General features: G+C 57.9%; 20 protein-coding genes. 15 read left to right on the top strand and 5 right to left on the bottom strand.

From position 1 onward, the window contains the following. The first annotated feature begins 2 nt into the window (after nt 1–2). The 5 genes from ACR0D9_RS06915 (at nt 3) to ACR0D9_RS06895 (ending at nt 6929) form a co-directional block, all read left to right on the top strand. A complete protein-coding gene (locus ACR0D9_RS06915) occupies nt 3–1247 on the top strand; it encodes a sarcosine oxidase subunit beta family protein (protein ID WP_480480295.1) in 1245 nt (414 codons plus the stop codon). Nucleotides 1248–1322: 75 nt separating this feature from the next. Further along, on the top strand, nt 1323–1652 hold the full coding sequence (locus ACR0D9_RS06910; RefSeq protein ID WP_480473438.1) for a sarcosine oxidase subunit delta: 330 nt from the start codon (nt 1323–1325) through the stop codon (nt 1650–1652). A 67-nt stretch (nt 1653–1719) separates the two neighbouring features. Next, nucleotides 1720–4734, top strand: coding sequence for a sarcosine oxidase subunit alpha family protein (locus tag ACR0D9_RS06905; RefSeq protein ID WP_480538159.1), 3015 nt, complete (start codon nt 1720–1722; stop codon nt 4732–4734). Next, the gene (locus ACR0D9_RS06900) at nt 4727–5293 is read left to right on the top strand and encodes a sarcosine oxidase subunit gamma (protein WP_480538157.1); all 567 of its coding nucleotides are present in this window, start codon (nt 4727–4729) and stop codon (nt 5291–5293) included. Before ACR0D9_RS06905 ends, ACR0D9_RS06900 begins: the two co-directional genes overlap by 8 nt. Before the next feature lie 1132 nt (nt 5294–6425). After that, on the top strand, nt 6426–6929 hold the full coding sequence (locus ACR0D9_RS06895; RefSeq protein WP_480480301.1) for a hypothetical protein: 504 nt from the start codon (nt 6426–6428) through the stop codon (nt 6927–6929). A gap of 71 nt (nt 6930–7000) precedes the next feature. On the opposite strand, the gene ACR0D9_RS06890 is transcribed toward ACR0D9_RS06895, so the two are convergent. After that, entirely contained in the window at nt 7001–7756 is a 756-nt protein-coding gene (locus ACR0D9_RS06890; RefSeq protein WP_480538155.1) for an FkbM family methyltransferase, read from the bottom strand. Between the two features lie 100 nt (nt 7757–7856). On the opposite strand from ACR0D9_RS06890, the gene ACR0D9_RS06885 reads away from it, so the two are divergent. Both ACR0D9_RS06885 and ACR0D9_RS06880 read left to right on the top strand, forming a co-directional pair. Further along, nucleotides 7857–8456 carry a superoxide dismutase gene (locus ACR0D9_RS06885; RefSeq protein ID WP_170704218.1) on the top strand — a complete coding sequence of 200 codons (600 nt, stop codon included), beginning with the start codon at nt 7857–7859 and terminating at the stop codon, nt 8454–8456. A gap of 4 nt (nt 8457–8460) precedes the next feature. Beyond that, a complete protein-coding gene (locus ACR0D9_RS06880; RefSeq protein ID WP_480480305.1) occupies nt 8461–9339 on the top strand; it encodes a metallophosphoesterase in 879 nt (292 codons plus the stop codon). Nucleotides 9340–9443: 104 nt separating this feature from the next. On the opposite strand, the gene ACR0D9_RS06875 is transcribed toward ACR0D9_RS06880, so the two are convergent. Further along, nucleotides 9444–9995 carry an LOG family protein gene (locus ACR0D9_RS06875; RefSeq protein WP_267366848.1) on the bottom strand — a complete coding sequence of 184 codons (552 nt, stop codon included), beginning with the start codon at nt 9993–9995 and terminating at the stop codon, nt 9444–9446. A 127-nt stretch (nt 9996–10122) separates the two neighbouring features. Here ACR0D9_RS06875 and ACR0D9_RS06870 point away from each other — a divergent pair, with 127 nt between their 5' ends. From ACR0D9_RS06870 to ACR0D9_RS06860, 3 genes are read left to right on the top strand one after another with little or no spacing between them, the layout of a single operon-like run. Further along, a complete protein-coding gene (locus ACR0D9_RS06870) occupies nt 10123–11505 on the top strand; it encodes a LysM peptidoglycan-binding domain-containing protein (protein ID WP_480538153.1) in 1383 nt (460 codons plus the stop codon). A gap of 58 nt (nt 11506–11563) precedes the next feature. After that, nucleotides 11564–13387 (top strand): ABCB family ABC transporter ATP-binding protein/permease, encoded by a 1824-nt coding sequence (locus tag ACR0D9_RS06865; RefSeq protein ID WP_480538151.1) that lies wholly within the window; start codon nt 11564–11566, stop codon nt 13385–13387. A 58-nt stretch (nt 13388–13445) separates the two neighbouring features. Continuing rightward, nucleotides 13446–13844: a DUF2147 domain-containing protein gene (locus ACR0D9_RS06860; RefSeq protein ID WP_480538149.1), complete on the top strand. Its 399-nt coding sequence runs from the start codon at nt 13446–13448 to the stop codon at nt 13842–13844. Nucleotides 13845–13887: 43 nt separating this feature from the next. Here the strand turns inward: ACR0D9_RS06860 and ACR0D9_RS06855 are convergent, their stop codons facing one another. Together ACR0D9_RS06855 and ACR0D9_RS06850 are read right to left on the bottom strand one after the other, a co-directional pair. After that, on the bottom strand, nt 13888–17667 hold the full coding sequence (locus tag ACR0D9_RS06855; protein WP_480538147.1) for an efflux RND transporter permease subunit: 3780 nt from the start codon (nt 17665–17667) through the stop codon (nt 13888–13890). Further along, nucleotides 17664–18890: an efflux RND transporter periplasmic adaptor subunit gene (locus ACR0D9_RS06850; protein WP_480480316.1), complete on the bottom strand. Its 1227-nt coding sequence runs from the start codon at nt 18888–18890 to the stop codon at nt 17664–17666. Before ACR0D9_RS06850 ends, ACR0D9_RS06855 begins: the two co-directional genes overlap by 4 nt. Before the next feature lie 225 nt (nt 18891–19115). Here ACR0D9_RS06850 and ACR0D9_RS06845 point away from each other — a divergent pair, with 225 nt between their 5' ends. The 5 genes from ACR0D9_RS06845 (at nt 19116) to ACR0D9_RS06825 (ending at nt 24475) form a co-directional block, all read left to right on the top strand. Further along, nucleotides 19116–19787, top strand: a complete 672-nt coding sequence (locus ACR0D9_RS06845) for a hypothetical protein (protein WP_480480318.1) — start codon at nt 19116–19118, stop codon at nt 19785–19787. A 44-nt stretch (nt 19788–19831) separates the two neighbouring features. Next, complete coding sequence (locus ACR0D9_RS06840) at nt 19832–21154, top strand: PQQ-like beta-propeller repeat protein (RefSeq protein WP_480485240.1); 1323 nt, start codon at nt 19832–19834, stop codon at nt 21152–21154. Nucleotides 21155–21203: 49 nt separating this feature from the next. Further along, complete coding sequence (der, locus tag ACR0D9_RS06835) at nt 21204–22667, top strand: ribosome biogenesis GTPase Der (RefSeq protein ID WP_480480322.1); 1464 nt, start codon at nt 21204–21206, stop codon at nt 22665–22667. A 165-nt stretch (nt 22668–22832) separates the two neighbouring features. Further along, nucleotides 22833–23816 (top strand): fatty acid desaturase, encoded by a 984-nt coding sequence (locus ACR0D9_RS06830; protein ID WP_480480324.1) that lies wholly within the window; start codon nt 22833–22835, stop codon nt 23814–23816. Nucleotides 23817–23908: 92 nt separating this feature from the next. Further along, nucleotides 23909–24475, top strand: a complete 567-nt coding sequence (locus ACR0D9_RS06825) for a helix-hairpin-helix domain-containing protein (protein WP_480480326.1) — start codon at nt 23909–23911, stop codon at nt 24473–24475. 58 nt (nt 24476–24533) lie between these two features. On the opposite strand, the gene serS is transcribed toward ACR0D9_RS06825, so the two are convergent. Continuing rightward, on the bottom strand, nt 24534–25826 hold the full coding sequence (gene serS / locus ACR0D9_RS06820; protein WP_480480328.1) for a serine--tRNA ligase: 1293 nt from the start codon (nt 25824–25826) through the stop codon (nt 24534–24536). Nucleotides 25827–25857 lie beyond the last annotated feature (31 nt).

Genomic DNA, 25857 nt, shown 5'->3' with positions numbered 1-25857 from the left:
TTATGAAACACTACTCAGCCTTTGCTGTCGCGCGGGAGGCCCTGCGCTATCACACCGGATGGGAACGCGCCTGGCGTTCGCCCGAGCCAAAGAAACGTTATGACGTCATCATCATCGGTGCTGGCGGGCATGGTCTTGCGACCGCGTATTACCTTGGCAAGAACTACGGCATTCAGAATGTCGCGGTGATCGAAAAAGGCTGGCTGGGTGGTGGCAACACGGGTCGGAACACAACGATCATCCGCTCAAACTACCTTCAGGATCCTTCGGCGGCGATCTACGAGAAAGCACGCGGCCTTTATGAGGACCTGAGCCAGGATTTGAACTACAACATCATGTTCAGCCCGCGTGGCGTGATCATGCTGGCGCAGACCCAGCATGAAATTCGCGGCTATCAGCGCACGGCCCATGCAAACGCCCTTCAAGGTGTGAAGACTGAATGGATCGGGCCCGAACGTGTCAAGGAACTGGTGCCTATTATCAATCTGGACGGCCCCCGTTATCCGGTTCTGGGTGGGCTCTGGCAGGAACGCGGTGGTACCGCCCGTCATGATGCCGTCGCGTGGGGCTATGCGCGCGCCTGTTCAGCGATGGGTATGGATATCATCCAACAATGCGAGGTCACGGGTGTCCGATCGCAGGATGGCCGTGTCGTCGGTGTAGACACCACCAAGGGTGCCATCGATTGTGACAAGCTGGGTATCGTCGTTGCGGGCCACTCCGGTCAACTGGCCGAGATGGCTGGTTTCCGTCTCCCGCTGGAGGCCGTCGCATTGCAGGCACTGGTATCCGAACCCATCAAACCCTGCATGGATGTGGTCGTGATGGCCAACACCGTGCACGGCTACATGTCGCAGTCTGACAAGGGTGAGATGGTGATCGGTGGTGGGACCGACGGGTTCAACAACTTCACCCAGCGTGGCAGCTTCCATCATATCGAGGAAACCGTCCGCGCCTTGGTCGAAACCTTCCCGATGATCTCGCGCCTGAAGATGCTGCGCCAGTGGGGTGGGATTGTGGACATGACCGGTGACCGCTCGCCTATCCTGTCGAAAACTCCGCTGCAGGGCTGCTTTATCAATGGGGGCTGGGGCACCGGCGGCTTTAAGGCAATCCCTGGCTCGGGCTGGGGCATGGCGCAGCTGATGGCCACAGGTCATTCACCTTTGACCGAGGCCTTCTCGCTGGACCGCTTCAAGGAAGGCCGCTTCATCGATGAAAGCGTGGCCGCCGGGGTGGCCCACTGAAGGTGGGTCCGAGGTTGCCAAGAAACAGAATTCTGGTTGGCCGCTGCGCCAACCAACCGCCAAAAGGATGACAACATGCTGATCCTGAATTGCCCTTACTGCGGCGTTGATGCCGAAGAAACAGAACTGGCCGCCGGTGGCGAGGCGCATCTGAAGCGTTTTGGTCCCGGCTCGTCGGATGACGAGTTCCACGACTACCTGTTCATGCGCGAAAACCCCAAAGGCGTACACTTTGAACGCTGGCGCCATGCCAATGGCTGTGGCAAGTGGTTTCACGCGGCGCGCTGCACAAGCACGCTAGAAGTGTTTGGCACTTACACGGCTCAGACCTCCGAGCCACCGCAGGACATCAAAGAGGCCATCGCCGCAAAGCGTCCCGGATGGACCTGGAGAGAGTTCTCCTGATGCTTCATCTTTTCAAAAATACTCCCGCCGGAGGCTCCGACGCCTCCACCCGCGAAAGGTCCGCACAATGAGCACCCGTCTCGCAAAACAAGGCCGGCTGATTGACCGGTCGAAAAAGGTCACGTTTACCTTCAACGGCACGTCGATGCAGGGCTATGAGGGCGACACGCTTGCCTCTGCGCTGCTGGCCAATGACCAGATGATGGTTGGCCGGTCGTTCAAGTACCACCGCCCTCGCGGTGTCGTCGCAAGCGGTGCGGAAGAGCCGAACGCTCTGGTCGGGCTGGGGCAGGGCAACCGGTTTGAACCGAACCAGCGCGCCACCACGACCGAGTTGTTCAACGGTCTGACCGCGATCTCTCAGAACCATTGGCCAAGCCTTGAACACGACATCGGTGCCGTGAACACGGCGTTCGCCCGGTTCCTGCCAGCTGGCTTCTACTACAAGACGTTCATCCATCCGAAACCATTCTGGAAGCACGTCTACGAGCCGTTCATCCGTCAATCTGCCGGTCTGGGTAAAGCGCCCGACAAGGACAGCCGCGATGCCGATACCTATGAGCACTTCTATGCCTTCACCGATGTTCTGGTCATCGGTGGCGGTGTGGCCGGTCTACAGGCGGCAAAGGCGGCAGCAGCTTCGGGCGCCAAGGTTCTGCTGATCGAGCAGAGCGCGTATTGGGGCGGTCGCGCTCCGGTTGACGGCGGCACGGTCAATGATGAGCCTGTGGATAAGTTCGTGGAGCAATTGGTTTCCGAACTCGAAACAATGGACAACGTCACCATGCGCTCCCGCTGCATGGGCGCGGGTGTTTATGACCACGGTTACGTGCTGGGATATGAACGTCTGACAGACCACACGCCGGGCGTGCAAGGCCCGCGCCACCGCCTCTGGCGTATCCGCGCCAAGCAAATTGTAACCGCAACCGGCGCAATTGAACGCCCGTTGTCCTTTGCTGGTAACGATGTTCCGGGTGTGATGCTGGCTTCTGCCATGCGCGATTATGCCGTGAACTGGGGTGTCAACCCGGGCGAGCGTGTCATCGTCGCCACCAACAATGACGACGCCTATCGCACCGCGATTACGCTGAAGCAAGCGGGTGTGGATGTTTTGCGTATTGTTGACGCACGGGCAACGGCCGGGCCTTTGGCAGAGGAAGCCCGCCAGTTGGGTATCCGCGTTGATCCGGGCAAGGCTATTGCCAAGGTCAAGGGCGGCAAGCGCGTCAAGAAAGTCGCCATCTGCAACCAGGAAGGTGTTGGAGGCGCTCGTGAAGAGGTTGAAGCAGATGCAGTGGCCATGTCGGGCGGCTGGTCGCCGGTCGTTCATATGTGGTCTCATTGCGGTGGCAAGCTGACCTGGGATGACGCGAATGCCTTTTTCCGCCCCGATCCCTCGCGCCCGCCGCTGGGCGCAAATGGTGAGGGCTTTGTTCTGGCCGCCGGGGCATCGAATGGTGCGCTGGTGCTGGGCGATGTTCTGACCGACGCCCACGCGGTGGGAAAAGCCGCAGCCAAGGCCGCAGGGTTCAAGCCGAAAAACATCAAGGCTCCGGTTGGCGAAACCACTGCAGAAGCACCGATGGAGGCTGTCTGGCTGATGCCGGCAAACGCCGAAATCCAGCTGCGCATGAAATCCTGGCTCGACTTCCAGAACGACGTCAAAGTCTCGGACGTGCAGCTGGCCGCGCGCGAGGGCTATGAGAGCGTTGAGCACACCAAGCGTTACACTACACTTGGCATGGCGACGGATCAGGGTAAATTGAGCAACATCAACGGCTTGGCGATCCTCGCTGATGCGCTGGAGTCCGAAATCCCGAAGGTCGGCACCACGACCTTCCGCCCGCCTTATACCCCCATCTCGATGGGCGCGATCGGCGGTGAAGCGCGGGGTGAAGTGTTCCAGCCGATCCGTCAGACCCCAATGCACAACTGGCACGACAAGAACGGCGCCGATTGGGAGCCGGTCGGCCATTGGCGGCGGACGTACGCCTATGTCCGCCCCGGTGAATCCGTGCATGACGCCGTGAACCGTGAGGTGAAGAACACCCGCGAAAACCTTGGCCTGCTGGACGCCTCGACGCTGGGCAAGCTGATCGTCAAAGGCCCCGACGCAGGCAAGTTTCTGGACATGTTGTATACCAACATGATGTCCACGCTGAAGGTCGGCAAATGCCGCTATGGCCTGATGTGTTCGGAAAACGGCTTCCTGATCGACGACGGCGTTGTCGCCCGCATCGATGAGGACACCTGGCTGTGCCACACCACCACCGGCGGGGCCGAGCGTATCCATGGTCACATGGAAGAATGGCTTCAGACCGAATGGTGGGACTGGAAAGTCTATGTCGCCAACGTGACCGAGCAATACGCGCAGGTCGCCGTGGTCGGCCCCAACGCCCGCAAGGTGCTTGAGAAACTGGGCGGCATGGATGTCAGCAAAGAGGCGCTGCCGTTCATGGAATGGCGCGATGGCAAGATCGGGGACTTCGATTGCCGTGCCTATCGCATCTCGTTCTCGGGCGAGTTGTCCTACGAAATCGCCGTTCCCGCCTCGCAGGGGCAGGCGTTCTGGGACGCCCTGATGGAGGCAGGCAAAGAACTCGGTGTGATGCCTTATGGCACAGAATGTCTGCACATTCTTCGGGCCGAGAAGGGCTTTATCATGATCGGCGACGAGACCGACGGCACCGTGATCCCGCAGGATCTGGGGCTCCACTGGGCTCTGTCGAAAAAGAAAGAAGACTACCTTGGCAAACGCGCCCATTCGCGCAGCCATATGGCGGACCCAGAACGTTGGAAACTGGTCGGGCTTGAGACTGTGGATGGTTCTGTTCTGCCTGATGGTGCGTATGCAGTGGGTGAGGGTGTCAATGCCAACGGTCAGCGCAACATGATCGGGCGGGTTACCTCGACCTATTTCTCGGCCAACCTCGGCAAAGGGATCGCTATGGGCCTGATCAAGCACGGCCCGGACCGGATGGGTGAAATCGTCGAGTTCCCGGGCACCGATGGCAAATCCTACAAAGCCAAGATCGTGGACCCGATCTTCTTCGACAAGGACGGGGAGAAGCAGAATGTCTGAACCCATCAGCGCACTGAACCACGCCAGCTATGGTGGCATCGCCAATATCAGGGAATGTGGCCTGCAAGGCATGATCACCCTGCGCGGCGACTTGTCCGACAAAAGCCTCGCCAAGGCCGTAAAGGATGCGACTGGGCAGAAAGTACCCGGTCAGCGCGAGGCGCTGGTCAGCGGCGATACCGGCGTATGCTGGATGTCACCGGACGAGCTGCTGGTGCTGGTCCCTTATGCCGAGGTCGAGGCCAAACTGGCCGCAATTATCAAAGCTTTGGGAAAAACTCACGCACTGGCCGTCAACGTCTCGGATGCCCGCGCGGTCTTCACAATATCAGGCGCCAGCGCACGAGAAGTGTTGGGCAAAGTCGCTCCGGTTGATCTGTCGGCCGAGGCCTTCCAACTCGGCCAAATCCGCCGTTCGCGCCTGGCGCAAGTGGCAGGTGCGTTCTGGATGGACGATGCCGAAACTTTCCGCGTGGTCTGCTTCCGTTCGGCTGCGGATTACGTTTTCAAACTGCTGAAGGTTGCGGCGCAACCGGGCAGTGAGGTTGGCGTTTACTGACCTGTCTACACATCTGACGTTTTATTCGATGGCCGCCTCGTCCTGGACAGGCGGCCATCGAATTTTGTGCTGCTGCAAAGCGATTTGAGTGTGGGACACACAACAGGGTCTGTCGAGAATTTCGTTGCGCGATTTCTCCTGTTGCGGGAGCGGTGTGATTGGGCTAACGATCACCAAAAGGCTGAAAAATAAGAACTTTATTATGAATTTCTTTAGACTAATCGCAAGCGGCTTAATTGCTATTTCAACTATACCTAATGTGGCCATAGCCGAGACTTATTCAGAGACATTTGAGTGTGTTTTTGCCAAAGGCCTGGCAAATCGGCCAACTCCGACCCGCGTTGTTTTTTCAGTTGACGTGTACGGGCGCCAGGCGTTGCTCCACGAAGTTGAAATGCGGGGTATAGACACGCCGAAAAGATCGGCTTCTATCAACAGAAACAGCTTTCGGGTACTTTCGATCAGTTGGCCGGGCGACGCCTATACGTTTTCACGAACTGGCAGACGAACCAGAAGCGGTGACCCTCGCAGGATGGTTCTTGATTTAGGGCGCCAAGAGTTTTCGATTTTCCTGAATCGCGAAACAATGAAGGCAATAGCCAGCTCGAATTCGGATGTACAATCTTCACATGACGGAAACGCAAACGGGATCTGCGTTGAGATACCATTCCAAAGGTAAGGAAAGAGCGGAGTAATACTTTGAAAAAGATAGCATTTGCATTGACGCTTGGACTGTTGTCCACACCTGTTGTTTCAGCTTCTCAAACCTTTACAGAGACGTATGAGTGCAAGTTTGGCCATGGCCTTGTCAACAAACCGACTCCCGAATTCCTTGTGTTTTCGGTCGATGAATATGGTCGTTCCGCCTATATCCATGAGATCGAGATGCCAGATATCGATACACAGCCAGGACCAGCCAGGGTCAAGCGCGACAGTATTCGAAACTTGTCGGTTGCCTGGGTCGGTCGAGACTATGTCTATTCTGCGACTGGCAGAAGCTACGCGTCGAACGAGTCGCGTATTGACGCGATCGATCTACTCAATCACGAGTTCACAGTGTTTCTGGACCGCCGAACTTTGAAGGCGACCACACGATCAACCTCACACAGTGCGTACCTGCCGCGAGATGGTTTTGCCCGAGGAAAATGCAAACAGATACCCACACCATCCAGTTGACAAAAAGGTGCTGAAAATGAAAAGAAAATTTCTTGCTATTGGTTTTTCTGTATTGGCCGCTGCCGCGCAAGCCGAAGTTGCGAACTATATGTGTGAGCTTCATAGTATGGAAGCTCGGGGGTGGATCCCGCCCGAGGTTTGGCTGAGTGTTGATGCTGAAAACAAGCGTGCTCGGGCTTATGATTGGGTGATCGGCGAAGACAACAGATCGGCGGGTAGGAACGAACAGCAACCCAAGGACACCAAGTTCAAGGTCAACCGACGCGGTGAATACCAGATGAATTGGCGGGTCAGCCTCATGGCGAACTCGGGCGGTCAAGTGCGTGTGTCCTACACCGCAATGATGAACCCGCAAACGAATGAGTTCGAGATGATTGCGCGTTTTCCGCAGGCGAATGTAACTAACCGGCCAAGCGGTGTCGGACGCTGCAAAGCGGTCAATACCCACACGCTATACTGATATTCGGATCGCGGAAGGGGGGAGCGTTTCGCGCGTTCTTCCCAATCCGCAGACAGCTGTTTCTGATCGTACTAGGACGTGAAAAGATAGGTCTGGAAGCGGGTCAAGGCACCCTCATCCGTCATCGAGTGATCTGACGCAGCACCTTCCCGCTGGCATGTATCGTAAAACGACAATAGGTCGGCCAGATGCTTCATTCTGTCGGCTCGGTCTTCCTCATTCAGTAGTGGCGCATGTGTTGACAGCAGCAATGGGGGACGATGCTGTTTGAGCCAGGGTATTAGCGTGGGAAGTACAAAAAACTCCGCCCCTTCAATGTCCATTTTGACCAGTGAAACCTTCGACAGGTCACAGGTCGACTGGAACTGCTCCCATGTAATCGTCAGCGCGTCATTCCCATGGGCTTCATTGTGCAGCAGGGATGTGGTCGAATCCCCGGGCTCACCCCAGACCGACGCCATGCGGGCCACGCCGAACTTGTCAGACAAAGCGACCCCGAAGGCTGAGACATTCCTGATCTGGTTCAGGTCCAGATTCCACGCCAGAAATCGATAGGCCGAAGGATCTGGCTCAAAACACCAGACATGGCGAGCCTTGCGCGCGCCGTATAAAACGGTCGGTCCGATCCATGCGCCGATATCCAGGTAATCGCTTTCAGGCGAAAGATACCGGTCGAGAACAGCAAAGGTTTCAGGCTCCCACTGGCCTGTGGAGGCTTTGCGCCAGAACTTTGAGTGATAAGGGTCCAGACGAAACGGCTCACCGTTCAGGTTGCCCGCATAGTAACCGCGGGCGCGGTAGAACATCTTGCGCGCCTGTGTCAGCATCGCCTGCCTCCGGGTTTTCTTGTCTCGGCCCTTGACCTGCGGCGGCTGCCAAAGCATTTAACCTTGGGAACCGCAACTCAAATTTATACAGGGGGCCGACATGGCTTTTGAACTTCCTGATCTTCCTTATGCACATGACGCGCTGGCAGCCAAGGGTATGTCCGCGGAAACACTGGAATATCACCACGATCTGCACCACAAAGCCTATGTCGACAATGGCAATAAACTGATCGCCGGCACCGAATGGGACGGCAAGTCGCTGGAAGAGATCATCGTTGGCACCTACGACGCAAATGCCGTCGCGCAGAACGGTATCTTCAACAACATCAGCCAGCTGTGGAACCACAACCAGTTCTGGGAAATGATGGGCCCCGGCGACAACGCCATGCCCGGTGAGCTTGAGAAAGCTCTGACCGAAAGCTTTGGTTCGGTCGACGAATTCAAATCGCAGTTCAGCGCCGCTGGTGCCGGTCAGTTCGGCTCGGGCTGGGCGTGGCTGGTCAAGAACGCGGATGGTTCGCTGGCCGTGACAAAGACCGAAAACGGCGTGAATCCGCTGTGCTTTGGTCAGACTGCGCTGCTGGGTTGTGACGTTTGGGAACACTCATACTACATCGACTTCCGCAACAAACGTCCGGCTTATCTGTCGAACTTCCTCGACAATCTGGTGAACTGGGAGAACGTCGCGTCGCGGATGTAAGTCATTGAACCGACGCCGGTTTATCAAGGGCCTGCTGGCGGTGACGCTGGCAGGCCTAATCACATCAGTCTACGGGTTTTTCATCGAACCCGCCCTGCGGCTGCGCGTGCGAAAATGGCGCGTCCGGCGGGAGGATTGGACTGCGCCGCCGCTCAGGATTGCCGTACTGGCAGATTTGCATCTGGGCGAACCTTTGGTCGGGCTGGACCGAATAAAACAGGTGGTACGGCGTACGAATGCGCTTGCGCCGGATATGATCCTGCTGCTGGGTGATTTCTTCGCAAGCCACAAAGGCGTTTTGCGTCCTGTCGAAATGAAAGATCTGGCACCGGTTCTTGCCAACCTTGAGGCCAAGAACGGTGTCTTTGCTGTACTTGGCAATCACGACTGGTGGGATGACCGGCAGGCGCAGCGCCGTGGTGCTGGCCCCAACCAATATGTCGATGCGCTGGAGCAGAGCGGAATTACGGTTTTGTCGAATACCGCCATCAAGCTAGAAGCTCTTGGTTTCTGGTTGGCGGGTCTTGAAGACCAGCTTGCGATCTGGCGCAACGGTAAACCGCAGGGGCTGGATGATCTGTCGGGGACACTGGCGCAAATCACCGATGATGCCCCGGTTGTGATGATGGCGCATGAGCCCGACATCTTCCCTCAAGTGCCCGACAGGGTGGCTTTGACGCTATCCGGTCATACGCATGGCGGTCAGATTCGTCTGTTTGGCTGGTCGCCGATCGTGCCCTCCAAATACGGCAACAGATATGCCTATGGGCATGTGCGCGAAGGCGGGCGTGATCTGGTTGTGTCCGGCGGCATTGGATGTTCCATCCTTCCGGTTCGATTTGGTGTAACCCCCGAGATCACGGTTATCGAACTGTCTGCCTAAAGACCTGAGGCTTCACCAAATCGACCAGCCCAATGTCTTGCCCGCATATGTGCGGCAACGATGCACAGCTGCGTTCGGTCAGACACTTTCGCGACCTGCCGGGTTTACCGCAGCTTATCGCGCAGGGCCGTCATTGCTGTTTCTGCATCTTCAGCCCAAATGACAAAGTCACCCAGTGATCGATCTGCAAAGCCTTGCCCGATCACCTGATGCAACAGGGTTTTCAACGCATCCCAATAGCCGTTCACATTGACGATGACGATGGGTTTGTCGTGCAGGCCCAGCTGCCGCCAGGTCAGCGCTTCAAAAAGCTCGTCCAGTGATCCCGGCCCGCCGGGCAGAACAACGACGGCGTCAGCATTCATGATCATGACCTTTTTCCGCTCGTGCATGGTTTCGGTGATCACGAAATGGGTCAGGTCGGTCTTGCCGACCTCTCGTTTGACCAGATGCACCGGAATGACACCAAAGGTCTCGCCACCGGCTTGTTGCGCGGCCCGGGCGACTTCGCCCATCAGCCCGACATCTCCGGCACCGTAAACCAGCCGCCAGCCTTCCTGCGCAAGCAGGCTGCCAAACTGTCGTGCGGTTTCAGAATAAGCTTTCTCGGCCCCATTGCGTGACCCGCAATACACACAGACGGATTTCTGAGACATGAAAGAGACGCTCCGGGGTTGTGTCAGAGGTTTTGACCCCTGATAGCGGGATTGATAGATTGGCTCAACTGTCCGCTGGAAGGCTTTTGAAGACAAAGCTTTTGTACGGCGGGGTGAAAGGAAAACAATGGACGCCAAATCGGGAAACGGAAGCTCGGGCAATTTTGTCTGGGGTGTGATTGCGGGTCTGGTTGCCGTGCTGGGTGTTGGGGGTTTGTATCTGTCCGGCGCTTTCACCAAAGCGCCAGAGCCTGAGGCGGGTGCACCGCAGGAACCCGTGTCTGTTGCAGCTACGCAACCGCAGGAACAAGCGGCCGAAGCGCCTGCGGAAACTACCACAACAGAACCAGCTGAGCAGGCCGCCGTGACACCGGATGAGGTACCAACCGCTGATCCCGCCGAAGACACGGCTGCGGCAACAGATGTTGTTTCAGACACAGATACCACAACGGCCCAATCGGAAGAGAATGTACAGGCACCCACGGCCCCCCCGGTTTTGGATCAGATTTTTGTTGAAGCAGACGGAACGGCGCTTTTGTCAGGTGACGCCGAACCGGGCAGTCAGATTGAGGTTCTGTTGAACGGTGAAACCGTGCACACATTCACGGTGGACAGCAGCGGGCAGTTCGCCGAGTTCGTCTCGATCCCCTTCAGCGATGCCGCGCAGGGGCTAATCCTGCGCAGCAAAAGCGGCGGGCAAACAACCCGGTCTGACGACTATCTGATCGCCGCTCTGCCGAAGCCGGTCGAGGAAGAGCCGGTTGCGCAGCAAACTGATGCTGCCGATCAGGGCGAAACAACCGAAGCTGAAGAACAGATAGCCTCGGCGGTTGTCGATCCAGAGACCGAAACCCCAGCTGAAACCGAAACATCAGACCCTGTGGCGACCGCGCCAGAAGCCAGCGAAGCGCAGGTTGCCGACCAGTCGGCAGAGACATCTGAAACGGGTCAGCAGATCGCGGTACTGCGGTCGGGCGAAGAAGGCGTTGAACTCGTGCAACCGCCCGTGGTTCGGGATACCCCGCCGGAACAGGTCGCGCTGGATACAATCGGGTATTCCGAAACCGGTGACGTCCAGTTGACCGGGCGAGTACAGGACGGGGCGGCCATCAGGGTGTATCTGGACAATCGTCTGGTTGCCGACCTTGCTCCGGAACAGGATGGATCCTGGCGGAGTGATCTGGACGGTATCGACCCCGGTGTTTACACGTTGCGTGTTGACGCGGTGAACACGGACGGGAAGGTCCTCAGCCGGGTCGAAACCCCGTTCAAACGCGAACCTGTGGAAGTTTTGGAAGCAGCATCAGGTGGCGGTGACGGAACAGCCGCGCAGGACAATGCCCCGGCAATTCGGTCGGTCACTGTGCAGCGGGGCGACACGCTGTGGGCGATCTCGCGTGACCGCTTTGGCGATGGCATCCTGTATGTGCGCCTGTTCGAAGCCAACCGCGACTTGATCCGCGACCCGGATCTGATCTATCCGGGGCAAATCTTTACGATACCGGAATAATCAACGCGCTGGCCCTTTGCGGGCCAGAGCCTTTCTCTGACCGCAGACAAGGTACGTGATGAGACGAACATCTCCGATGGCCTCGAGTGACGGGGTGCAGAGCGGCGAGCGCAGTTCAGGCTGGCGCACAATCCGCAAGGTCGCGCCCTACCTCTGGCCGCAGGACGAGGTTTGGGTAAAGCGCCGCGTGGTTATCGCAATGGCGATGCTGGTAATGGCCAAACTGATCGCCGTCTATACCCCGATCCTTTACAAAGGCGCCGTTGACTCGTTGGCAGGTGAAGGCGTGCCGCCGCTGGCGCTGGGCGCAGTGGGCGTGACGGTTGCCTACGGCGTGGCGCGCATGATGACAGTTGGGTTCCAGCAATTGAGGGACGCCGCCTTTGCCCCTGTTGGACAGCGGGCCTTGCGGGCGCTGGCGCTGGAGACGTTCAGACATATCCATAACCTTTCCATGCGCTATCACGTCTCGCGCCGCACCGGCGGGTTGAGCCGTATCATCGAGAGGGGCGTCAAAGGCGTTGAATTCCTGCTGCGCTTCCTGCTGTTCTCGATCGGGCCGCTGATCCTTGAGCTGTTGTTGGTAGCGATCATCCTGATGTGGTTGTTCGACGTCTGGTATCTGGTGGTCGTCGCCGTCACCATCGGCCTTTACATCTGGTTCACCTTCGCGGTGACCGAATGGCGGGTAAAGCTGCGGCGTGAGATGAACGATCAGGACACCGAAGCCAATCAGCGCGCCATTGACAGTTTGCTGAACTTCGAAACCGTCAAGTATTTCAACGCGGAAGCCCGCGAAGCTGCACGTTACGACGTGTCGATGAAAGCCTATGCCGGGGCGGCGCTGAAAACCGCCTATTCGCTGGCGTTTTTGAACTTCGGCCAATCCTTCCTGATCACCTGCGGCCTGATCGGAGTCATGGTTCTGGCCGCAATTGGCGTTCAGAATGGAAACCTGACCGTGGGCGATTTTGTCATGGTCAACGCCTACATGATCCAGATCACCGTACCGCTGAACTTTCTGGGGACGGTCTATCGCGAGATCCGGCAATCGCTGGTTGATATGGGGCAGATGTTTGATCTGCTCGAACAACCCGCCGAAGTCACCGATCAGCCCGATGCACTCGATCTTGCGGTCAATGGTGGTGAGGTCACACTTGAAGATGTGCATTTTGGGTATGACCCTGAAAGGGAAATCCTCAAGGGTGTTTCCTTGATGGTTCCGGCCGGACAGACGGTCGCAATCGTCGGGGCGACTGGGTCTGGCAAGTCGACCATCGGGCGGCTGTTGTTCCGGTTTTACGACGTGACCAAAGGCGCGCTGAAGATCGACGGGCAGGACGTTCGGGACGTGACCCAGACCAGCCTGCATGCAGCGATCGGCGTTGTGCCACAGGATACGGTGCTGTTTAACGACACCATTCGCTACAACATTGCGTATGGGCGCGACGATGCCACCCCTGAGGATGTCGAGGCCGCAGCCCGCGCCGCCCAGATTCATGACTTTATCACTTCGCTACCCGACGGGTACGACACCATGGTGGGTGAGCGCGGTCTGAAACTGTCCGGCGGCGAAAAACAACGGGTTGGCATAGCGCGGACATTGCTGAAGAACCCTCCGATCCTGTTGCTGGACGAGGCGACCTCGGCCCTGGATACCGACACGGAACAGGACATCAAGGATGCGCTGGCGCGCGCAGGGGAAGGGCGCACCGTGATCACGATTGCCCATCGCCTCAGCACCATTGCCGAGGCTGATCGGATTGTTGTTCTTGAGGCCGGTGAGATCATCGAACAGGGCACACATGACGAGCTGTTGGCACGGTCTGGGCGATATGCTCAACTGTGGAACCGCCAGCAGTCGGACAGTGAGGCCGCCTGAGGGGCTCATCTTGCCCTGCGGAATGTGCTAGGATGCGCCGTGCATGAAGGGGAACGCCATGATCAATGGATTAGCAAGACGAATAGTACCTGTCGCTGTTGCGGTTCTTCTTCCGGCTATGGTCGCAGCTGACCCGATCGAGGGCGTTTGGAAGACCGAGCCTGATCGAAAGAACCTGATCTCGCATATCCAGATATCCGCCTGCGCGGACAAGTTCTGCGGCACGATACTTTCGGCTTTTGATTCATCGGGCAAAGAAGTTCAAACGCCGAATATCGGGAAAAAGCTGTTCTGGGACGTGTCCAGCGAAGGCGGTGGAAAATACGGCGGGGGTGAGTTCTGGGTTCCCCTGATCGACGTTGACGCTGTTCCACAGATGACGTTGCAGGGTGACAAGCTCATGGTCAAAGGCTGTGAACATTCGATTTGCGCGCACCAGACCTGGTCCCGACTGTGACGACAGAAAACGAAAAGGACCGGAAATCCCGGTCCTTTCATTCTTATTCTGCGGCTTTTAGCGGCGATCCAGGAATGTGATCTATAGGCTCGTCTCGCGGCCGGGTCTCGGATAGTGACGGCTCATCCCACACAATCTCGGTCGCCTGGAGCTTGCGGGCCGAGCGGCCAATAGCCATGTCCTGCGCGATCTGACTGGACCGCCCCGCAGTCACACGGGCAAGCCCGCGGCTGAGCCAGACAGCGTAAGTTGTCACCCAGACACGCAGTGCCAGAAGCGACGGCGTCACGATCAGTGTAAGAACAGTGGCGATGCCAAGACCAAAGACAACCGCTGTGGCCAGCTGTTTCCACCACAGGGCGGTGGGACTGTCGATGGAATAGCCGCCGTTGATAAAGTCCAGCGAAAGCCCAAACATCATCGGGGTAAGACCTGCCATCGTGGTCAACGTAGTCAGCAGAACCGGGCGGATGCGGGATTCCGCAGTGCGGACGATTGCATCGATCCTCGGCATATAGGCACTGTATTCCTGATAGGTATCGATCAGAACAATGTTGTTGTTCACCACAATTCCTGCCAGCGCAACGATACCGGTGCCCGTCATGATGATCGAGAAGGGTTGCTCCATTACGATCATGCCGATCAGAACCCCGGTGGTCGAAAGAACAACCGCCAACAGCACCAGCACCGAATTGTAGAACGAGTTGAACTGGGCCAGCAGGATCACGAACATCAGCCCCAATGCGCCCATGAAGGCGTTCACCAGAAATGCGCCGGATTCTTCCTGCTCTTCCTGATCACCGGTCCATTGCCAGCTGATCGAGTTGGCAAAGGGGCTGGTTTCCAACCATTCGGTCAGAACTGCGATCCGCTCATTCGGGTTGATCAGGGCGAACTGCGCGTCTCCTGCGTCAATCACGCTACGCAGTTGATCAATACTCTCTGCACCGGTCAGTTGAACCAGTTCGTAGGACTTTCCACCGTCGCCGTCTAGCACGGTGCCGGTAGGAGTATAACCGTCGGTCACTTCACGCATTACGGCCAGACGTTCTTCTTTCCCGTCCGGCCCTTTGGTCACAACCTTGCTCAGCCCCGGTTCGACATCCGCCTTGACGTCATAATAACGTTGCTGGTCGACACGGTTGATCTGGGCCAGTTTCGCCACGGGTTCCCGGGTCACGAAGTTCGACAGCGGAACCAACCCGTCCGGAGTGCGGACCTTGAGCGTGTCCAATGTCGACAGCACGCGATCCTGTTCCGGCAATCGGACACGGATCTCGATCTCTTCATCCGTGCTGTCGGGGCGCATCTCACCCAGCAGGATGCCGCGTGTTACCAACTGCACCATGGCACCGACGGTGGCCACATCAGCACCGAACCGGCCGGCCTTGGCCACGTCGACGTCGATCTGCCAGTCGATGCCCGGCAAGGGCAGGGTGTCTTCGGTTTTGATCAGCCCCGGCGTTTCGTCAAAGACCTGGCGCGCGGTGACGGTGGCCGATGTAAGCTCGTCCCAACCATCCCCCTTGATGCGCAGGTGAACGGGCTTGGCCGAGGCTGGGCCCTGTTCCAATGCCAGAATTTCAACAACGATACCGGGTATTGTCGCAAGTTTGTCGTTAAGATCGTCGATTACGTAATCGCCATCAAATTCAGGAGCTACAAAGTGGCGTTCAAACAATCCCCACAAAGCGGATTCTGAAACGTTCGGGCGATCTTCCCATGGGATAATTTCGAACTGGACGCGCCCCACCGTATCGGCCGGTGCCTGCGCGCCGCCGGTATTCTGGTTCAGACCGCCTTCGCCTGCAAAGGAAAAGACGTTGATTACTGCCGGATGAGATCCAATGATCTGTTCAGCCTGCAGCACCATCTCGTCTTTTTCGGCCAGTGACAGGTTGCCACGGGCACGGACGTAAGCAGTTGCCTGTTCCGGTTCGCTTTCAACGAAGAATTCGACACCTCGGGATTCCTGCGGGAACCAGACGAAGGTCACGAAATACACGGCAGAGAAAACTGCCGCCAGCGACACGATCGGCATGATCGGGTTGCCGACAAGGAACCCGATCACATGTCCGAAAGGTGTGTGTTCGTCCGCCGTGTGAACGTGGTTTTCTTCCGCCCGCTCGAACTTGGCTGCGCTCAGCGTTACAGACCCGGCAAAGGCCCCGAACAGGAACAGCAGGGCACCAGCGACCACTCCTCCGGGCAGCAGATAGTCAGGGTTCAGAACTTGCATCGCACCCAGGAAAATCATGTAGAGCGACGGGGGTACCATCACTGCCCGAACCCACCACCGGGTACGCGCCCGGAGCCAGTTCGAAGACCGGTCGAAAACACGGCTCAGACGCCCCGAAACGCCTCCCATGACCGGCAGGTAGATCAGCGCCACAATCAGCGAAGCCGACAGAACAAAGATCAGCGTGACCGGCAGCATCCCCATGAATTCGCCCGGTATACCGGGCCAGAACAGCATGGGCAGAAAGGCACATAGCGTCGTCGCGGTCGAGGATACGATGGGCCAGAACATACGTTGGGCCGCCTCGACATAGGCATGCATCGGGCCGACACCTTCCTTGATGCGTTTGTCTGCGTATTCCACCACCACGATGGCACCGTCGACCAGCATCCCCACGGCCAGGATGAGGCCGAACATAACGATGTTCGAGATACTGATGCCCATGACCGCAAGAAACGCGAAACACAGAAGGAACGAGGTCGGGATCGCAAAACCGACCAAAAGCGCGGCCCTCGTACCCAAAGATGCCAGAACCACGATCATCACCAGGGCGATTGCAGTCAGAACCGAGCCTTCAAGCTGGCTGACCATTGAACCGACAATGCGGCTCTGGTCGTTTGACGTCCCAAGCTCGACCGCCGCCTGAAGCTCGGGCGGCCATTTTGTCTTGGCCTCAGCAATGGTTTCCTTCACCTGCGTTACGGTGTCGATCAGGTTATATCCCTTGCGTTTGACAACCTGCAGCGCGACGGTCGCGTCGCCGTTGAAACGGGCGGTACCTTCGCGATCTTCAAAAGTGTAGTTGATCTGTGCAAGCTCACCCAGCGTTACAACCCGGTCGCCATTGACCTTGACCGGCAAGGCATAGACATCCTGCGCCGTTTTGAATGACGATGGGATCTTGACCGAGAATGTACCCTGTGCGGTTTCGACTTCGCCCGCTGCGATCAACTGGTTGTTGTTTCGCACGACATTGATCAACTCGGCCGCGGTCACGTTGTACGCCTCAAGCCGCAGGGGGTCGATGATGACCTCAAGCAACTCGTCACGATTGCCCGCGATACCCGCTTCGAGAACGGAATCCAGCGCCTCAAGCTCGTCCTGCAAATCCTTGGCGACACGGGCCATTGTGCGTTCCGGAACAGCTCCGGTCAGGTTGACGATGACGATCGGGAATTCGGAAAAGTTGATTTCCGTCAGCGAGTATTGTTCCGCACCTTCAGGGAAATCAGCCTGGGCCGTGTTCATGGCATCGCGCACGTCCGCCATGATCGAGGTCTTGTCCCAGCCGAATTCAAACTCCAGCGCGACCCCGGCATAGCCTTCGGCCGCAGTCGAAGACATTTCCTTGAGCCCGTCGAGATCCGCCAGTTCGGTCTCCATTGGCTTGACCAGAAGGTTTTCCGAATCTTCCGCTGAAATCCCGGGAAACTGCACCGAAACGAAAAGGGCAGGGATTTCGATATCCGGTTCACCCTCTTTCGGAAGCGAGACATAGGCAAAGCCGCCTACGACCAGTGAAATGGCGATGAACGCCATTACCATTCGGGCCCTGCCTGCGGCCCATGCGACGATACCCGTCATTGCGAGGCTTCCCGATAAGTTGGTGCAACGGTAACACCGCGGATCACGAATTCCTGCCCGACCACGATGATATCAACCGTTTCCGGAAGACCGTCGATCCAGACACCTTCGGCGGTGTCGCGCAGGATGCGGACTGGCATGAAGTCAACAACGTTGCCTGCGCCAACTGTGCGCACACCCAATTGCCCTTCGTTGCTAAGAGTCAGCGCCGATTGCGGCAGCAGGTGGGCTTTCGCGCCCTCGGCGGCGATGCTGATTGTCGCCGTCTGACCGTCGCGAATGGTCAAGTCGGGGTTCGGAACGGTGATTTCCACCTCGAATGTACGTGTTGTCTCGTCCGCGGACCGGCTCAGGAACGTGACCCGACCGCCCAGTTGCCGACCGGTCACAAGTGTTGCCGATGCTTCGGACCCAACAAGCACCCGATTGACTTCGGTCTCGGGTACGAAGCCGACCAGCTTGATCGGGTCCAGTTGAATGACAGTCGCGCAAAGTGATCCAGGCTGCATCAGGCTTCCCAGTTCTGCAGTGTCGCTTTCCAGCAAGCCCTTGAAGGGGGCTTTGATGGTCAGGCGGCCAACCTCTCGCTGTGCGGCCTCGACTGCTGCCGCGGCTGCTTCGATGCCTGCACGCGTGGCTTCCAGTCCGGCTTCGGCTGTTTTCACACCGGCTTCCGCTGAGCTCATCACCGCTTCGCTGGAGATGCGACGGGTTTCCGACGCATAGCCGGTTTCAGCCAGTTTGCGCGAGGCTGTCAGATTGATCTCGGCCTCGGCAACAAGCGCATGTGCCTCTGTCAGGCGTGCTTCGGCTTCGGGTATGCGGCTCTGGGCTTCCAGTTTGCCCGCCATGGCTTCGGCCAGTTGTGCCGGGCGCGTGCCGGGATCAAGCTCGCATAATATATCGCCCGCCTCAACAAACGCACCTTTACGTTTAGGTTCAGAGATAACGGTGGACGTGGTTTCCGAAAGTACTTCGACCTGCCGGTTTGCCTTGGTCTGACCGCGCAGCAGCACGGCGCTGTCAATTTCACGCGCTTGCGAGCGCAGGGCGACAACACCCACTGCAGAGATATCGGAGTTATCGGTTTCCGCTGCTTCGTCTTGTGTTGCTTCCACGGCATCACCGCGTCCGGCAAAGGCGAACAAGGTGTCACGTTCAAACACCAGAAAATACAGTGCAACAATCACGAGAAGGGCGTTGATGAATGAAATCAAACGCATACAGTGTTTCTCCTAAGAATCTGCGCCATTAATACTTGGGCTGTCACGCCATGAAATGGGGTCTGTTCGGCATCTTTTCCATACTGAACTGAATAGTTCGGTTTGCATTTTTTCGCAAGAGGGAAGCAAAGCGGTCAAAATGTGCAAAATCGGACCCTTGGCTTGGCGTTGGTGCCGGGGTATGACATGGCGCACTTATACAAGATAGACAGCCCGGGGGCTTGGATGAGCGATATTGACAGTTTCATTGATGAGGTCACCGAAGAGGTGCGCCGCGACCGGATCTATCTGTTGCTGCGCCGCTGGGGCTGGGTGGGTGTCGTCGCCGTCGTGTTGATCGTAGGCGGTGCCGCTTTCAATGAATACCGCAAGGCGCGGGACACGGCGCAAGCTCAGCAATTGGGTGACACCATTCTTGCTGCGTTGTCCGAAAATGACCCGGCTGCAAGGGCTGCTGGTCTTGCGCAGGCAGAGGCGATGTCACCGGGCGGGAAAGCAGTGCTGGATATGTTGCTGTCCGCGTCACAGGTCGAATCCGGATCCCGGGAGGACGCGGTCAACAGCCTGAACGCGGTGGCCGTTCAGGGCGACCTGCCCGAGATTTACCGCGCGATAGCAAGCTTCAAATCGCTGCTTTTGCAGGGTGACACCTTGCCTGCCGCCGATCGACGGCAACAGTTCGAGGCGTTGGCATCCCCCGGAGCTCCTCTGCGGCTGCTGGCGGAAGAACAGTTGGCCCTGATTGACGTGGCCGACGGCAATGTCGATGCTGCGCTGGACCGGTTGCAGGCGCTGCGGCAGGATGCCGAGGTGGGTATCGACCTGCAACAGCGCGCCGCGCAAATGATTATTGCTTTGGGTGGGGAACCTGAACCATTGGTGGCGCAGCAAGGCTGACCAGGCGGGACAAAAGACTTAACGACAGGCGAGTTCGGAGTATCATGGTAAAAAGATTTTTTTCCCGCACGGGAATGCCTTTTGCGGCGCTGGCCCTGACCGCATTGGCGGCCTGTGAACCGCCCGAAGCCATTCTGCCGGGTGAACGCGAGGATATTCGCCCTGTTTCAGATCTTGAAACGGTCGAAAAGCGCGGCTCGCAACCGATCAGCCTGCCGGGGCAACAGGTCAACGCCAGCTGGTCCCAAAGTCCGGGAACGCCCGCGTACCGGACCACGCATGCCGCCTTGCGCGCGACGCCACAGCGGATCTGGTCTGTTTCGATCGGGCAGGGTGATTCGCGCAAGCAGCGCATTACCGCCGAGCCGGTGGTTGCGGGAGGATTGATTTTTACACTGGATTCGGGGGCGACCGTTTCAGCGGTCACACCGCAGGGGCAGTTGGCATGGGAGACCGACCTGATCCCGCCAAGTGATGGCGACTCGGATGCAACAGGTGGTGGCTTGGCTTATGCCGACGGCGTCCTTTATGTGTCGTCAGGGTTCGGTCGGCTGACTGCGCTGGACGCCAAATCGGGTTCTGTGCGCTGGCAAAAACGCTTGGAAGCGACTGGCAGCGGCGCACCGTTGGTGAACGACGGGCTGTTATACGTTGTGGCCGGAGACGAAACCGGCTGGGCCGTAAACACCAAGGACGGACGCATAGCCTGGCAATTCGAAGGCACACCAAGCGTCGGGAATGTTCTGGGTGCGCCTGCGCCTGCAATAGCGTCTGATCTGGCCGTATTTGCCTTTGGCTCGGGCGACGTAGCCGCCACGTTCCGCCGCGGCGGTATCCGTCGATGGAACGCGTCTGTGGCGGGGGGGCGTCGCGGGCGCGCTGCGGCACAAATCGTCGATGTGACCGGCGGTCCGATGGTTGTTGGCAACAGTATCTACATCGGCAATCACTCGGGTCGGACCGTCGCATTTGATGCCGCTTCCGGTGAGCGCCAGTGGACGGCGGATGAAGGTGCGGTCGATACTGTCTGGCCTGCGGGCAACAGCATTTTCCTGATCAGTGATCGCAGCCAGCTGGTGCGTCTGAACGCGGCGGACGGGTCTGTCATATGGGCGCAGGACCTGCCGGGCTTTGTCAAGGACAAGCGTGGCCGCCGGGGACCGATCTTCGCGCACTACGGCCCAATTCTGGCCGGGGGTCGTATTGTCGTTGCATCCAACGACGGGTATCTGCGGTTCTTCAATCCAGTTGACGGAACACTGGTACATCAGGCTGAAGTTCCCGGAGGCGCGACAGCATCCCCCGTTGTGGCCGGGCAGACGCTGTATGTTGTTTCGACCAAAGGTGATCTACACGCTTTCCGTTGACGGCAAGATGCGTTAAAGGGCGCAACTTGAGTCTTGAAAGTAGAGTATCATGTCGCTGACCCTCGCCATCGTGGGGCGCCCGAATGTGGGCAAATCCACATTGTTCAACCGCCTCGTGGGCAAACGTCTGGCCCTGGTCGACGACCAGCCTGGTGTGACGCGTGACTTGCGCGAGGGCGAAGGGCGTCTGGGCGATCTGCGCTTTACCGTAATCGACACGGCCGGGCTTGAAGACGCGACAGATGACAGTTTGCAGGGCCGGATGCGCCGCCTGACCGAGCGCGCCGTGGACATGGCCGATGTCTGCCTGTTCATGATCGACGCGCGGGTCGGGCTGACGCCCACGGATGAGATGTTTGCAGAAATCCTGCGCAAGCGGTCCAAGCACGTGATCCTTGCGGCCAACAAGGCTGAAGGCAGCGCAGCGGATGCCGGGGTGCTCGAGGCATACAATCTGGGTTTGGGTGAACCGGTGCGCATGTCGGGTGAACATGGCGAGGGGATGACCGACCTTTATGCTCAGCTGATGCCATTGGCGGATGCAGCCGAGGAAAAACAGGTCGAAGAAGCCCCGGAAACAGATATTGAGCTGGATGAAGACGGTGAGGGCGAAATGCCCCTGATCACCGCTGCCAAGCCGTTGCAGGTGGCCGTGGTCGGCCGTCCGAATGCGGGCAAGTCCACGCTGATCAACAAGATCATCGGCGAAGACCGCCTGTTGACGGGGCCCGAGGCCGGGATTACCCGTGACGCTATCAGCCTGCGGATCGATTGGGCCGACCCGGACGGAGAAAGCACTCCGATGCGGATCTTTGACACGGCGGGAATGCGCAAGAAAGCAAAGGTACAGGAAAAGCTTGAAAAGCTTTCGGTGTCAGACGGTCTGCGCGCGGTGAAGTTCGCCGAGGTTGTCGTCGTACTGCTGGACGCGGCCATTCCGTTTGAACAACAGGACCTGAGAATTGCCGACTTGGCCGAACGTGAAGGCCGGGCTGTTGTTGTTGCTGTAAACAAGTGGGACGTCGAGGAAAACAAGCAGGAAAAGCTGCGGGAGCTGAAAGAAGCCTTTGATCGCTTGCTGCCGCAGCTGCGCGGTGCCCCTCTGGTTACCGTCTCGGCGAAAACGGGCCGCGGGCTTGAGAGATTGCGCGCCGCCATCCTGCGCGCCCATGATGTCTGGAACCGCCGTGTGCCAACCGCGGCGTTGAACCGGTGGCTGACTGCCATGCTGGAACAACACCCGCCGCCGGCCCCGCAGGGCCGCCGCATCAAGCTGCGCTATATGACCCAGGCGAAAACGCGGCCGCCGGGTTTTGTTGTGATGTGTTCTCATCCCGATAAGATGCCCGAAAGCTATACCCGCTATCTGGTCAACGGGCTGCGTCAGGACTTTGACATGCCTGGCACCCCAATCCGTCTGACGCTGCGCGGGCAGGGTGACAAGAACCCATATAAGGGGAGGCGCAAGAAGAATGCGGGCGCCTTGGCCAAGCATCTCAAAGGCCGCGCGTAACTGCGCCAATTTTCAGCATCTTACCTCACGGGGGCGTGACAGTTTCTGTTCACCACGCTAGCATTCATGCGTGTGCATTTGTTTGGGCACGCACTGCTTGCACGCGGACTAGCCGCACCTAGATTTGAACAGAAAACTGAACGGCCATCGTAAGGAGACGGCTGGATGGATTTGAGGGAATATACAAGACATTACGCGGTGCAGGACAACAGATTGGCCGCGGCAAGTTATTTTGGCACATTTGCGGTGTATTTCGCGTCGCTGACCGTTGCGATCACATTTGTTGATCGATGGTACATCATGATACCCGCCGGGATCGTGTTCGCCTTTGCCGCAGTACGGCTTTATGTGCTGCAACATGATTGCGGGCACCACTCTCTGTTCGAGACACGTATGCAAAACGAATGGGCAGGGCATGGCCTGTCTCCCTTCACTTTCGCCCCGTTCGAGGTGATGAAACAGAACCACAATTTGCACCATGCGGGCATCGGAAATCTTGAGCACCGCGAGACAGGTGAAATTCACACGATGACCCTGCGAGAGTGGAATGCAGCTGATTGGAAAACACGTTTGTTTTACCGGCTGTATCGCAATCCGTTCATCCTGGTTCCGGCCGGCGCGTTGTTCACCTATTTCATCCGATACCGCTGGCCCAAGAATACGGCGCGTTTTGGCGCCAAAGGTGTGGTGTTGCACAACCTGTCGATCGTTGTTTTTCTTGGATTGTTGTATCTGATCGCGGGTATGACGGGCATTTGGGTCTGGCTGGTGTTTTCCTTTTTGGGTGGAATGCTGGGCGTCTTCCTCGTTTATCTTCAGCACAATTTCGAAGACACCTATTGGGATCGCCGCCCCGATTTGAACCCTCAGACAGCAGCGCTTGAGGGGTCATCCGCGCTGGATTTCGGATGGTGGTTCGATATGGCTGTGGCTTGCATCACGTTGCATGACATCCACCATTTCAACGCGCGTATCCCATCATATCGCCTGCGTGCCTGCCACTATAACCTGCCGCCGGAATATACCCCCCGCCGGATCAAATTTCCCGAGGCCGTGGCAGCATTGAACCTGAAGCTATGGGACGAAAATGCCAAGCGCCTCGTACCCTTTCCGAGAGACAACCGAACCGCTGGTCTTGCTCATAACTAAGCTGGCAGAACAGAGGCGACCACCACACAGCTTGCGGGCTCGTGTATCTTTTGTATATACGAGTCGGTAACGAGACAGAGAGAGGACCTATAATGACCGCAGTGACCGACATAAAAGGTGTAGGAGAGGCACTTGGCCAGGCCCTTGTTGCCAATGGCTTCAAGACGGCCGAGGCGATAGCCAAGGCCACTCCTGCTGATTTGGTCAAGGTCCCTCGGATCGGTGAGGCGCGCGCGCTGGTTTTGATTGCATCTGCCAAAGATGCCGTTGCTGCAAAACCGCCTGCTGCGAAACCGGCAACACGCCGAACTGCGGCCCGGACGCCCGCGACGCGCAGACCGACCGCACGCAAAGCCGCACCCCGCAAAACAATCGCCGCAGCCGCAGCCGAGAAACGGGTCGAGGAAGCCGCACGCAAGGCGGCAGAAGAAAAAGCAGCCGCCGAAAAAGCCGAGGCTGCTGAAAAGAAAAAGGCCAAAGCCAAGGCTAAGGCCGAAAAAGCCGCGAAGAAGCGCAAAGAGATGGAAGCCGCCTTTTCCAAGGCCAAAGACAAGGTGAAAGCCAAGTCCAAAAAGGACAAAAAGTCAAAAAAGGACGGAAAAAAGAAAGACGGCAAGATAGGCGGAAAGAAGAAGGACAAGAAAAAAGCGAAGAAGTAAAACCTCTTCGCCTTCAGTTGATGTCCTAACCGGTGCCTGACGGTGCCGGTTTTGTGTGTCAGGCCAAAGTACCGTCAAGTTGCAGGGTCAGCTTGCCGCCCAGATAGGGGCCAAGTACCTCGGGCAGCGAAACAGTGCCGTCTTCATTCTGCCCATTCTCCAGAACTGCGATCAGACAACGCCCGACAGCCAGACCGGAACCGTTCAGAGTATGAACAAATTCGGGTTTGCCACCACTTTCAGGCCGGAAACGGGCATTCATCCGACGCGCCTGAAACGCACCTGTGGTCGAGACCGAGCTGATCTCGCGATAGGTGTCCTGTCCGGGCAGCCACGCTTCGATGTCATAGGTGCGGCGCGCGCCAAAGCCCATATCACCGGTGCACAAAACAACAGTGCGATAGGGGATACCCAGCTGTTCCAGCAGATCCTCGGCGCAGCGCAACATGCGCTTTTGTTCGTCATCTGACGCGTCGGGATGGGTGATCGAGACCATCTCGACCTTTTCGAACTGGTGCTGGCGCAGCATTCCTGCAGTGTCCTTGCCCGCGCTTCCTGCCTCGGACCTGAAACAGACGGTATGGGCGGTCATACGGATGGGCAGGGCAGACTCTTCAAGAATGTCACCGGCCACTGAATAGGTCAGCGTGACCTCGGAGGTCGGGATCAGCCACCAGCCATTGGTCGTCTGATAGCTGTCGTCACCGAATTTAGGCAGTTTATCAGTGCCATACATCGCCTCATCCCGAACCAGAACCGGTGTCTGCATTTCTGTCAGCCCGTTCTTGTCGATATGTGTGTCCAACATGAACTGGGCCAGCGCACGGTGGAGCCGGGCAACCCCCTTGGACAGGTTCACAAACCGGCTGCCGCTGGTTTTAGCGGCGGTTTCGAAATCCATTGCGGCTGCGACGGCGGGAATGTCGTAGTGCTCTTTCGGTGCAAAGCTGAAATCGCGCGGGGTGCCCCAGCGGTTGGCTTCGACATTGTCGTTTTCGTCCGCGCCTTGCGGTACGTCATCGGCGGGCAGGTTGGCGATGCGGGCCAGTTGATCGGTTAGCAAGGCATCCAGATCCTTGGCCTCGGTCTGCATCCGGGCGACTTCGGCCTTTTTCTCGGCGACCAGCGCGCGCAGGCGTTCGAATTCAGCCTCGTCGCCGCGCCCTTTGGCTGCACCGACTTCCTTGCTGGCCTTGTTTTGTTCGGCCTGTGCGGTTTCGGCAGCCAGAATCTTGGCACGCCGGCTTTCGTCCAGCCTCAGCAGATCTGACGACACCGGCGCGTCCCCACGGCGCGCTAAGGCGGCGTCGAAAGCGGCAGGGTTTTCGCGAATGGCGCGGATGTCGTGCATGTCTCAGATCCTTGAATGCGTGAATCACTGA

It is taken from the genome of Ruegeria sp. AK11 (genome assembly GCF_056541095.1).
Note: the sequence above shows the minus strand (reverse complement) of the source record. Positions and strands in the feature narration are given on the sequence as shown.

Bases quoted from the DNA above. Each gene is read 5' to 3' on its own strand.
- serS (WP_480480328.1), bottom strand. From the start codon at position 25,826: ATGCACGACATCCGCGCCATTCGCGAAAACCCTGCCGCTTTCGACGCC.
- ACR0D9_RS06910 (WP_480473438.1), top strand. From the start codon at position 1,323: ATGCTGATCCTGAATTGCCCTTACTGCGGCGTTGATGCCGAAGAAACA.
- ACR0D9_RS06850 (WP_480480316.1), bottom strand. From the start codon at position 18,890: ATGCGTTTGATTTCATTCATCAACGCCCTTCTCGTGATTGTTGCACTG.
- ACR0D9_RS06915 (WP_480480295.1), top strand. From the start codon at position 3: ATGAAACACTACTCAGCCTTTGCTGTCGCGCGGGAGGCCCTGCGCTAT.
- der (WP_480480322.1), top strand. From the start codon at position 21,204: ATGTCGCTGACCCTCGCCATCGTGGGGCGCCCGAATGTGGGCAAATCC.
- ACR0D9_RS06845 (WP_480480318.1), top strand. From the start codon at position 19,116: ATGAGCGATATTGACAGTTTCATTGATGAGGTCACCGAAGAGGTGCGC.
- ACR0D9_RS06870 (WP_480538153.1), top strand. From the start codon at position 10,123: ATGGACGCCAAATCGGGAAACGGAAGCTCGGGCAATTTTGTCTGGGGT.
- ACR0D9_RS06840 (WP_480485240.1), top strand. From the start codon at position 19,832: ATGGTAAAAAGATTTTTTTCCCGCACGGGAATGCCTTTTGCGGCGCTG.
- ACR0D9_RS06865 (WP_480538151.1), top strand. From the start codon at position 11,564: ATGAGACGAACATCTCCGATGGCCTCGAGTGACGGGGTGCAGAGCGGC.
- ACR0D9_RS06825 (WP_480480326.1), top strand. From the start codon at position 23,909: ATGACCGCAGTGACCGACATAAAAGGTGTAGGAGAGGCACTTGGCCAG.
- ACR0D9_RS06890 (WP_480538155.1), bottom strand. From the start codon at position 7,756: ATGCTGACACAGGCGCGCAAGATGTTCTACCGCGCCCGCGGTTACTAT.
- ACR0D9_RS06900 (WP_480538157.1), top strand. From the start codon at position 4,727: ATGTCTGAACCCATCAGCGCACTGAACCACGCCAGCTATGGTGGCATC.
- ACR0D9_RS06875 (WP_267366848.1), bottom strand. From the start codon at position 9,995: ATGTCTCAGAAATCCGTCTGTGTGTATTGCGGGTCACGCAATGGGGCC.
- ACR0D9_RS06905 (WP_480538159.1), top strand. From the start codon at position 1,720: ATGAGCACCCGTCTCGCAAAACAAGGCCGGCTGATTGACCGGTCGAAA.
- ACR0D9_RS06885 (WP_170704218.1), top strand. From the start codon at position 7,857: ATGGCTTTTGAACTTCCTGATCTTCCTTATGCACATGACGCGCTGGCA.
- ACR0D9_RS06855 (WP_480538147.1), bottom strand. From the start codon at position 17,667: ATGACGGGTATCGTCGCATGGGCCGCAGGCAGGGCCCGAATGGTAATG.
- ACR0D9_RS06830 (WP_480480324.1), top strand. From the start codon at position 22,833: ATGGATTTGAGGGAATATACAAGACATTACGCGGTGCAGGACAACAGA.
- ACR0D9_RS06860 (WP_480538149.1), top strand. From the start codon at position 13,446: ATGATCAATGGATTAGCAAGACGAATAGTACCTGTCGCTGTTGCGGTT.